The organism is Bradyrhizobium sp. 14AA, assembly GCF_054185205.1.
The window spans coordinates 980,773-990,408 of the sequence record NZ_JAVAYM010000001.1 but is presented as its reverse complement, the minus strand read 5'-3'; the positions used below and the strand labels follow the sequence as shown (position 1 = coordinate 990,408).

The following is a 9,636-nucleotide window of genomic DNA, read 5'->3' as shown; positions in this document are numbered from 1 at the left end:
GACCATGCCGCTTACACGCCGCCGCTTTCTCGCCGCCAGCGCCGCCGCATCGGTGTTCGCGCCGTCGCTGGCACTCGCGCAGGCCAAGGAATTCCGCCTTGGCCTGATCACCCCGAACGGTCATTCCTGGAACAAGGCCGCGCTGAAATTCGGCGACGACCTCAAGGCTGCAACGAACGGCCGCCTGACCCTGACCGTGTTCCACTCCGGCCAGCTCGGCAACGAGCCCGCGATGATGCAGCAATTGCAGTCCGGCGCACTCGACATGGGCTTCATCCAGGCCGCCGAGCTCGGCTCGCGCGTGCCGCACATCGCCGCAATCAACGCGCCCTACATCGTCCGATCGACGCCGGCGGTCGCGAAATTCGTGCGGCATCCGGCAGCCGTCAAGCTGTTCGAGGTGTTGCCGCAGGAGACCGGCACCATCGGACTCGGCTGGGGCATCACCGGCATGCGCGCGGTGTTCTCGTCCAAGGATCTGACCTCGCTCGCCGACATCAAGGGCATGAAGCTGCGCATCAACCCGACGCCGGTCTATCGCGATTTCTATTCCTCGCTGGGCGCGGCACCGACGCCGATCCCGACGCCCCAGGTGTTCGACGCCATGGCCAACGGCCAGGTCGACGGGCTCGAGGCCGATCTCGAATTCTCCTGGAACCAGCGCTTCGACAAGGTCTCGAAGGTGATCCTGCAGATGAACGCCGTCTTCATGCCGATGGCGGCGGTGGTTTCGGGCCGGGTCTGGCAGTCGCTGCCGGCGGCCGACCGCGAGTTGATCGCCAAGACGATCAAGTCCACGTTGGACGCGCAGATCGACGAGCTCGCCGGCAACGAGCCCGCGCTGATCGAGAATTTCAAGAACGCGCCGATCCCGATCCGTCAGGTCCCCGCCGGCGACACCGAAGCCGTCATTGCAGAGTTCGACAAGATCTGGCTGCCGAAGGCACCGGTTCTCGCCGAGCTGCGCAAGGTCGGCGCCACGCTCTGATCCCACCCCGTCATCCTCTTCGCAACTGCCGGCGGCCCCAGCCCCCCGCCGGCAAATCTACCTGGAGTCAAATCATGAGCCGCCGCGTTTCCTGGGAAGGCGTCTTCCCGGCCGTCACGACCCAATTCCACGACGATCTCTCGCTCGATATCGACGCGACCGCGAAAGTCATGGACGGATTGATCCGTGACGGCGTCTCCGGCCTGATCGTCTGCGGCTCGGTCGGCGAGAACACCTCGCTCGAGCGCAAGGAGAAGGTCGCGATCATGGAGACGGCCAAATCCGTCGCCGCGGGCCGCGTGCCCGTGCTGTGTGGCATCGCCGAGTTCACCACGGCCTTTGCGGTCGAGACGGCCAAGGAAGCCGCACGCGTCGGCATCGACGGCGTGATGGTGATGCCGGCCCTGGTCTATTCGTCCAAGCCGCATGAGACCGCCGCGCATTTCCGCGCCGTCGCCAGCGCGACCGACCTTCCCGTGATGCTCTACAACAACCCGCCGATCTACAAGAACGACGTCACCCCGGACATTCTGGTCACGCTCGCCGATGTCGAGACCGTCGTCTGCTTCAAGGATTCCTCCGGCGACACGCGGCGCTTCATCGACACCCGCAACATGGTCGGCGACCGCTTCGTGCTGTTCGCAGGGCTGGACGACGTCATCGTCGAGAGCGTCGCCATGGGCGCCGTGGGCTGGGTCTCCGGCATGTCGAACGCCTTCCCGCGCGAGGGCGAGACGCTGTTCCGCCTCGCCAGGGCCGGGCGCTTCGCCGAGGCCATGCCGCTCTACGAATGGTTCATGCCGCTGCTGCATCTCGATGCACGCCCGGACCTCGTCCAGTGCATCAAGCTGTGCGAGCACATCATGGGCCGCGGCACCGCGCTGACGCGCCCGCCCCGTCTCGCGCTGCTGCCGCAGGAGAAGGCCGAGATCGAGGCCATGATGGTCCGCGCCCTCAAGAACCGGCCGCACCTGCCGGATGTCGGGTTGAAGGCAGCCTAGGCGAAGGTCTCGTAGGGTGGGCAAAGCGAATGCGTGCCCACCATTCAAGACCAAAATCGCGGGGGGATGGTGGGCACGGCGCTACGCGCCTTTGCCCACCCTACGGCACCTGCGCTTACAATGCCGAAGACCTACGAGCTCGCCCGCTTCCTCTTCGCGTTCAGCGCGGACGCCACGCGGCTGACCGGCGGCTTGCCCAGCACGCCGCTCATCTCGTTGGTGGCCGCCAGCAGCTTGTCCATATCGATGCCGGTCCTGATGCCCATGCCTTCGAGCATGTAGACGACATCCTCGGTCGCGACATTGCCGGTCGCGCCCGGCGCGTAGGGACAGCCACCGAGACCGCCAGCGGCGGCATCGATGACGCGGACGCCCTCTTCCAGGCCGGCATAGAGATTGGCGAGCGCCTGGCCGTAGGTGTCGTGAAAGTGCATCGCCAGCTTGGCGGGAGGGATGTTGGCGGCAACCGCGCGCAGCATCTCCTTCGCCTTATCAGGCGTGCCGACGCCGATGGTGTCGCCGAGCGAGATCTCGTAGCAGCCAAGGTCCCACAGCGCACTTGCCAGATCGGCGACCGCCTTGGGCTTGATCTCGCCGTCGAACGGACAGCCCAGCACGCAGGAAATATAGCCGCGCACCTTCACACCGTCGGCCTTGGCGCGCACCAGCACCGGCTTGAACCGCTCGATGGACTCCGCGACCGTGCAATTGATGTTGGCGCGCGAAAAGCCTTCCGAAGCCGCCGCGAACACCGAGACCACCTTCGCACCCGCCGCGCGGGCGGCGTCATAGCCCTTCTCGTTCGGCACCAGCACATGGAATTCGGCGCCCTTGACGTGGCTGACGCCGCGCAGCACGGCATCCGAGCTTGCCATCTGCGGGATCGCCTTGGGCGAGACGAAGGCGCCGACCTCGACCGTCGTGAGCCCGGCCGCGACCAACGCCTCGATGAAGGCGATGCGGGCTTCGACGCTGACGGCCGTCTTCTCGTTCTGGAGGCCGTCGCGCGGCCCCATCTCGATGATGCGGACCTCGCTCATGTCACTCTCCTGAAGGCTCCACGACCGCGAGCTCGACGCCCTCCTGGACGATGTCGCCGACCTTGCACTTGATCGTCTTCAGCACGCCGGCATAGGGCGCGCGCAGCGTCTGCTCCATCTTCATGACCTCCAGGGTGAGGATCGGCGCGCCCTTCTCCAGCTTGGCGCCCTCCTCGGCCAGCACGGCGACGACGGTGCCCGGCAACGGCGCTGCGATCTTGTCCTCGCCGACATGCTCCTCGCTCTCGCCGCCGAACGGATCGACCCAGTGCAGGTCGAAACGGCCGTTGCGGGTGCGCAAGTACAGCTCATGGCCGTCGATCACGGCCGCGACCGTCGATTTGACGCCGTCCAGCGTCAGATCGAAACCGCCATCCTTCGGCGCGATCGCGAACGCCAGCTCGCGTTCACCGATCACCAGCGTCGACGGTCCGCTGCCGTAGTTCAGGACGATCTTCTGCTCGGGTCCGTGACCGACGCGGAAGGCAAAGCTGCGCTGGCGGCGGCCGACCGGCTGCCAGCCGAACGTCTGCCAGGGCGAAGTCGCCACGCCCTGCGCCGCCCGCTTCTCGTCGCTGACGATCGCGGCGACCGCCGCGCAAAGCTCGAGTTCGCTTGGCGCCGGCGAGGCCGAGGTCAGCACCGTCAGCTCGCGCTCGATGAAGCCGGTGTCGATCGCATTGGTCCGCACCTTCGGATGCGTCATCAGCGCCGACAGGAACGGGATGTTGGTGACGATGCCGCGGACGTCGGAGTCCTCCAGCCCGCGGTTCAGCCGCTCGATCGCGACATCCCGCGTCGGCGCCCAGGCGATCATCTTGGCGAGCATGGCGTCGTAGTACGGAGAGACGCTGTCGCCCTCGCGATAGCCGGCGTCGATGCGCAGGCCCCCGGTTTCCGCAGGCAGTCGCCAGGTCGAGATCTTTCCGACCGATGGCATGAAGTTCTTGGTCGGATTCTCCGCGTAGACGCGCGCCTCGACGGCATGGCCGTGGAGCTTGACCTCGTCCTGCTTCAGCGGCAGCGCCTCGCCGAAGGCGACGCGCAGCTGCCACTCGACGAGGTCGATCCCGGTGATCAGCTCGGTCACGGGATGCTCGACCTGGAGGCGCGTGTTCATCTCGATGAAGAACACGTCCTTGCCGTCGGAGACGAATTCGATGGTGCCGGCGCCGACATAGTTCACCGCGCCCGCCGCCTTCCGCGCGGCGGCACAGACCGTCTCGCGCTGCGCGGCATTGAGCGTCGGCGACGGCGCCTCCTCGATCACCTTCTGGTGCCGGCGCTGCAACGTGCATTCGCGCTCGAACAGCGACAGCAGATTGCCATGGCTGTCGCCGATGATCTGCACCTCGATATGCCGGGGATTGTCGACATATTTTTCGATCAGCATGCGGTCGTCGCCGAACGCGGCCAAGGCCTCGCGCTTGGCGCTGACGATCGCGGGCGCAAGCTCGGCCGCCGAGCGTACGATGCGCATGCCGCGGCCGCCGCCGCCGGCGGAGGCCTTCACCAGGATGGGAAAACCGATCTTGTCGGCCGCCTTCGCAAGCGTCGCCTCGTCCTGGGCCTCGCCGTGATAGCCGGGCACCAGCGGCACGCCGGCCTTCTCCATCAGCTCTTTCGAGCCGGACTTCGAGCCCATCGCCGTCATCATCCCGGCGGTGGGACCGACGAACACCAGCCCTGCATCGAAACAGGCCCGCGCGAACTCGGCATTTTCCGACAGGAAGCCATAGCCGGGATGCACGGCCTCGGCGCCGGTCTTGCGCGCGGCCTCGATCAGCCGCTCGACATTGAGATAGCTGTCGCGGGCACGTGCCGGCCCGAGCAGCACGGCTTCGTCCGCGAGCGCGACATGCATCGCATCGCGGTCGGCCTCGGAATAGACCGCGACCGTGCGCAGGCCCATGGCGCGGGCGGTGCGGATGACGCGGCAGGCGATCTCGCCGCGGTTGGCGATCAGGAGCGTGCGAAAACGACGGTAGAGCTTTGAGTGGTCCATCGCATCACATCCTGAACAGGCCGAATTTCGTCGGTTCGATCGGCGCATTCGACGCCGCCGAAAGGCCAAGGCCGAGCACGAGGCGCGTGTCGGCCGGATCGATCACGCCGTCGTCCCAGAGGCGCGCGGTGGCGTAATACGGGTGTCCCTGGCTCTCATACTGGGCGCGGATGGGCTCGCGGAATTTGTCTTCCTCCTCCTTCGACCAGCTATCGCCCTTGGCCTCGATGTTGTCGCGCCGGACCTGGCTCAGCACCATGGAGGCCTGCTCGCCGCCCATCACCGAGATGCGCGCGTTCGGCCACATCCAGAGGAAACGCGGCGAGTAGGCGCGACCGCACATGCCGTAATTGCCGGCGCCATAGGAGCCGCCGATCACGACGGTGAATTTCGGTACCGAGGCGGTCGCGACCGCCGTCACCAGCTTGGCGCCGTCGCGCGCGATGCCGCCGGCCTCGTACTTCTTGCCGACCATGAAGCCGGTGATGTTCTGCAGGAACACCAGCGGAATGCCACGCTGGCAGCACAGCTCGATGAAATGCGCGCCCTTCAGCGAGCTCTCGCTGAACAGAATGCCGTTGTTGGCGATGATGCCGACCGGATAGCCCCAGATGTGGGCGAAGCCGCACACCAGCGTCGTGCCGTAGAGCTTTTTGAACTCGTCGAACTCGGAGCCATCGACGACGCGGGCGATGATGTCGCGCACGTCGAACGGTTTGCGGCCGTCGACGGGCACCACGCCGTAAATCTCTTCCGCGGCAAACAGCGGATCGCGCGGGGGATGCATGTTGAGGTTCGGCCGCACCGACGGCTTCAGCGTGCCGACGATGCGCCGGGCGATGCCGATCGCGTGGGCATCGTTCTGCGCGTAGTGGTCGGTCACGCCCGACTGGCGCGAATGCACGTCGGCGCCACCGAGTTCTTCGGCGCTGACCACCTCGCCGGTCGCCGCCTTCACCAGCGGCGGGCCGCCGAGGAAGATGGTGCCTTGGTTACGCACGATGATGCTCTCGTCCGACATCGCCGGGACATAGGCGCCGCCGGCGGTGCAGGAGCCCATCACGATCGCGATCTGCGGGATGCCCTGTGAGGACATCTGCGCCTGGTTGTAGAAGATGCGGCCGAAATGCCGCTCGTCGGGAAAGATCTCGTCCTGAAGCGGCAGGAAGGCGCCGCCGGAATCGACCATGTAGACGCAGGGAAGATTGTTCTGCCGCGCCACGTCCTGGGCGCGCAGATGCTTCTTCACGGTCATCGGGTAATAGGTGCCGCCCTTGATGGTAGCGTCGTTGGCGACGATCATGCATTCGCGCCCCGAAATGCGCCCCACGCCCGTGACGACGCTCGCCGAATGCACGTCGCCACCATAGAGGCCGTAGGCCGCCAGCGGCGACAGCTCCAGGAACGAGGTGCCGGGATCGACCAGGAGGTCCACGCGCTCGCGCGCCAGCATCTTGCCGCGCGAGGTGTGGCGGTTGCGTGAGGCCTCGCCGCCGCCGCCGGCGACCTGGCTGAGCTTGTCGCGCAAGTTCGCGACGAGGGTGCGCATGGCCTCGGAGTTGCGCGCAAAGTCTGCTGAAGACGGATCGATGCTGGAATGGAGCGGCATGTTGTCCCGCGTGTTGGGTGATTGGTGAGGGGCCGCCCGTTTCGCGGCACCGATTGCGTGAAAGAGCTAGGCCGTCTCGGCCATCAACTCGCGGCCGATCAGCATGCGGCGGACCTCCGAGGTGCCGGCGCCGATCTCGTAGAGTTTTGCGTCGCGCCACAGGCGTCCGACCGGAAATTCGGAGGTGTAGCCGACCCCGCCCAGCGCCTGGATCGCCTCGCCCGCCATCCACGTCGCCTTCTCCGCGGAATAGAGGATCGCGGCGGCCGCGTCCTTGCGCAGACTGCGCGCGTGATCGGCGCGGTCGCAGGCGCGCCCGACCGCATAGACATAGGCGCGCGTGGCTTGCCAGGTCGCATACATGTCGGCGAGCTTGCCCTGCATCAGCTGGAAGTCGCCGATCGGTTGGCCGAACTGCTTTCGCTCGTGCATGTAGGGCACGACCGCGTCCATGCAGGCCGCCATGATCCCGAGCGGGCCGCCCGACAGCACCGCGCGCTCATAGTCGAGGCCGGACATCAGCACCTTGACGCCCTCGCCCACCTTGCCGAGCACATTCTCCTCCGGCACCTCGCATTCGTCGAAGAACAAGGGATAGGTGTTGGATCCGCGCATGCCGAGCTTGTCGAGATGCTGGCCGTGGGTGAAACCCTTGAAGCCCTTCTCGATCAGGAAGGCGGTCATGCCGCGCGGGCCGGCGTCCGGATCGGTCTTGGCGTAGACGACCAGCACGTCGGCATCGCCGCCATTGGTGATCCACATCTTCGAGCCGTTGAGCACGTAGCGGTCGCCGCGCTTGTCGGCGCGCAGCTTCATCGAGACGACATCGGAGCCGGCGCCGGGCTCGGACATCGCGAGCGCGCCGACATAGTCGCCTGAGATCAGCTTCGGCAGATAGCGCTGGCGCTGCGCGTCGTTGCCGTTGCGGCGGATCTGGTTGATGCAGAGGTTGGAATGCGCGCCGTAGGACAGGCCCACGGCCGCCGAGCCGCGCGAAATCTCCTCCATGGCGACGACGTGGGCGAGATAGCCCATGTTCGAGCCGCCGTATTGCTCCGGCGCGGTCATGCCGAGCAGGCCGAGGTCGCCGAAGCGCTTCCAGAGGTCGGCCGGGAACAGATTGGCCTTCTCGACTTCGGCGGCGCGCGGCGCCACCTCCGCCTCCACGAAGGCGCGCAGCGTGTCGCGCAGCATGCTGATGTCTTCGCCCAGATCGAAATCGATGCTCGGAATGTTCAAGGCGATTCCTCCGTATTCTTGTCGCCCGAACCTAGCGGGGTCCGGGCCCTTCCGCCGTCGAAAAGGTTGCATTTTCCGCCAAACTTGGCGAGGATTTTCCCGAGGGAACTCCGATGACTTTTCAAGCCGCAACCGCGATCCCGCGCCGCGCCGTGACCCCCGCCGCCTTCGTCCGCGGCGTGGTTGCCGCCTATGAGCGATACGGCTGCGACCCCACGGAGGCGCTGAGCCGGGGCCAGGTTGCGCCAGACCTTGTCGCTGCTCCGGATGGGCGGGTCACGGCCGCCCAGTTCGAGGCCCTGGCGGGCCATGCCATGCGCGAGCTCGACGACGAGGCGCTGGGCTGGTTCTCGCGCCGGCTGCCGTTCGGCACCTATGGCATGCTATGCCGCGCCTCGATCACCGCGCCGACGCTGGAGGTGGCGGTCAAGCGCTGGTGCCGGCATCATCGCCTGCTCACCGAGGACGTGGTGCTCGATCTCGCGGTCGGCGAGGAGACCGCGACCATCTCCATTCGCGAGCAGCGCGACCTCGGACCCTTGCGGGAATTCTGTCTGGTCACCCTGCTCCGCTATGTCCTCGGCTTCTCCTGCTGGGCGGTCGATTCCAGGATCGCGCTCCGCGCCGCGGAATTCCCGCATCCGGAGCCCGGCCACGTCTCGCTCTATCCGACCATCTTTTGCAGGACCGTCCGCTTCAATGCGGAGCGGGCCTCGATCGTCTTCGACAAGCATTATCTCTCGCTGCCGCTGACCCGCAGCGCCGCCGATCTCGACAACATGCTCAAGGGCGCGCTCAGGCTGACCGTGCTGCCCTACCGGCGCGACCGGCTGCTGGTCGAGCGCGTCCGCCGCGTGCTCCGCAATGCGCGCGGGCGCAGCCTCGGTGCCGAGGATGTCGCGAGCGAGCTCGCGCTCTCCACCCGCACCATGCACCGGCGCCTCCGCGAGGAAGCGACCTCGCTGCGCGATCTCAAGGAAGAGGCAAAATTCGAACTGGCAAAACAGGAGCTGATGCGCGGCCGCACGCCGATCAAGCGGATCGCGGAGATCGCAGGCTTCCGCAACGAGAAGAGCTTTTCCCGCGCCTTCCGCACCTGGACGGGCGCCTCGCCGCGCGAGTTTCGCGGGCGGTATCGTTGAGACGAGCGCGAGCGCGACGTCGCTCATTCCGATGAAATTACGGCCCCCGGGATGAATCCCGGAGGCCGCAATGTCTCGAGACTTGCCTGGCGTCAGTTCGAGTTGGTCTGCGCGCCCGAGCGAAGCTTGGGCTGCTTCGCCTGCTTCGGCTGGAAGGCAAGCGCGTCGTTGTTGGTCTTCGCGCCGCCGCTCTGCGCGCACGAGCCGCCGATACCGCCTGCCGCAGCCCGACAGGCCTCCATCGTCGGATAACCGCAGCCGTGCGCGGCCTGGGCACCGTTGGTAATGCAGTAGTCTTCCGCCTGCGCGGCGGGTGCGGTCATCATGAGAAACGCAGAGGCGAACAGCGTCGCAGCTGACACTGCGAACGTCTTCGAGGTCGAGGTCATGGTGTCTTTTCCTAGCTCAGGGTCCCACAAAAGAGTCCTCGGCATGCGACGCAGGCTGAGGGTTCACACCCTGCATCTAGGCGCCGCACCGGAACCGACAATCACGGCTCAGCGCATTGCAGGACTTCCCAATTCACATGTCACAGTTAGGTGAGTTACTAAGCAATATAGTTCGGGCGCTGATTCGGCTTTTGTGAAATACCAGCGCGGGTCACGCCGGGAC

At 66.4% G+C, this 9,636-nt stretch carries 8 protein-coding genes; 3 read left to right on the top strand and 5 right to left on the bottom strand.

The genetic code is table 11. The features are described 5' to 3' along the window. Positions 1-4: 4 nt before the first annotated feature. The gene (locus tag RAD15_RS04730) at positions 5-988 is read left to right on the top strand and encodes a TRAP transporter substrate-binding protein (RefSeq protein ID WP_458174826.1); all 984 of its coding nucleotides are present in this window, start codon (positions 5-7) and stop codon (positions 986-988) included. A gap of 74 nt (positions 989-1,062) precedes the next feature. Next, entirely contained in the window at positions 1,063-1,989 is a 927-nt protein-coding gene (locus RAD15_RS04725) for a dihydrodipicolinate synthase family protein (protein ID WP_458174824.1), read from the top strand. 131 nt (positions 1,990-2,120) lie between these two features. Here the strand turns inward: RAD15_RS04725 and RAD15_RS04720 are convergent, their stop codons facing one another. The 4 genes from RAD15_RS04720 to RAD15_RS04705 all read right to left on the bottom strand — a co-directional run bounded on the left by RAD15_RS04720 (position 2,121) and on the right by RAD15_RS04705 (position 7,882). Next, complete coding sequence (locus RAD15_RS04720) at positions 2,121-3,029, bottom strand: hydroxymethylglutaryl-CoA lyase (RefSeq protein WP_458174822.1); 909 nt, start codon at positions 3,027-3,029, stop codon at positions 2,121-2,123. Position 3,030: 1 nt separating this feature from the next. Further along, the gene (locus RAD15_RS04715) at positions 3,031-5,034 is read right to left on the bottom strand and encodes an acetyl/propionyl/methylcrotonyl-CoA carboxylase subunit alpha (protein WP_458174820.1); all 2,004 of its coding nucleotides are present in this window, start codon (positions 5,032-5,034) and stop codon (positions 3,031-3,033) included. 4 nt (positions 5,035-5,038) lie between these two features. Continuing rightward, positions 5,039-6,643 (bottom strand): carboxyl transferase domain-containing protein, encoded by a 1,605-nt coding sequence (locus tag RAD15_RS04710; protein ID WP_458174818.1) that lies wholly within the window; start codon positions 6,641-6,643, stop codon positions 5,039-5,041. A 66-nt stretch (positions 6,644-6,709) separates the two neighbouring features. After that, complete coding sequence (locus tag RAD15_RS04705; protein WP_458174816.1) at positions 6,710-7,882, bottom strand: isovaleryl-CoA dehydrogenase; 1,173 nt, start codon at positions 7,880-7,882, stop codon at positions 6,710-6,712. A 113-nt stretch (positions 7,883-7,995) separates the two neighbouring features. Between RAD15_RS04705 and RAD15_RS04700 the strand changes: the two genes are divergently transcribed. Then, positions 7,996-9,024 (top strand): AraC family transcriptional regulator, encoded by a 1,029-nt coding sequence (locus RAD15_RS04700; RefSeq protein ID WP_458174814.1) that lies wholly within the window; start codon positions 7,996-7,998, stop codon positions 9,022-9,024. A 92-nt stretch (positions 9,025-9,116) separates the two neighbouring features. On the opposite strand, the gene RAD15_RS04695 is transcribed toward RAD15_RS04700, so the two are convergent. After that, complete coding sequence (locus RAD15_RS04695; protein ID WP_458174812.1) at positions 9,117-9,413, bottom strand: DUF3551 domain-containing protein; 297 nt, start codon at positions 9,411-9,413, stop codon at positions 9,117-9,119. Between the last annotated feature and the right edge of the window lie 223 nt (positions 9,414-9,636).

Bases quoted from the DNA above. Each gene is read 5' to 3' on its own strand.
- RAD15_RS04730 (WP_458174826.1), top strand. From the start codon at position 5: ATGCCGCTTACACGCCGCCGCTTTCTCGCCGCCAGCGCCGCCGCATCG.
- RAD15_RS04725 (WP_458174824.1), top strand. From the start codon at position 1,063: ATGAGCCGCCGCGTTTCCTGGGAAGGCGTCTTCCCGGCCGTCACGACC.
- RAD15_RS04720 (WP_458174822.1), bottom strand. From the start codon at position 3,029: ATGAGCGAGGTCCGCATCATCGAGATGGGGCCGCGCGACGGCCTCCAG.
- RAD15_RS04715 (WP_458174820.1), bottom strand. From the start codon at position 5,034: ATGGACCACTCAAAGCTCTACCGTCGTTTTCGCACGCTCCTGATCGCC.
- RAD15_RS04710 (WP_458174818.1), bottom strand. From the start codon at position 6,643: ATGCCGCTCCATTCCAGCATCGATCCGTCTTCAGCAGACTTTGCGCGC.
- RAD15_RS04700 (WP_458174814.1), top strand. From the start codon at position 7,996: ATGACTTTTCAAGCCGCAACCGCGATCCCGCGCCGCGCCGTGACCCCC.
- RAD15_RS04695 (WP_458174812.1), bottom strand. From the start codon at position 9,413: ATGACCTCGACCTCGAAGACGTTCGCAGTGTCAGCTGCGACGCTGTTC.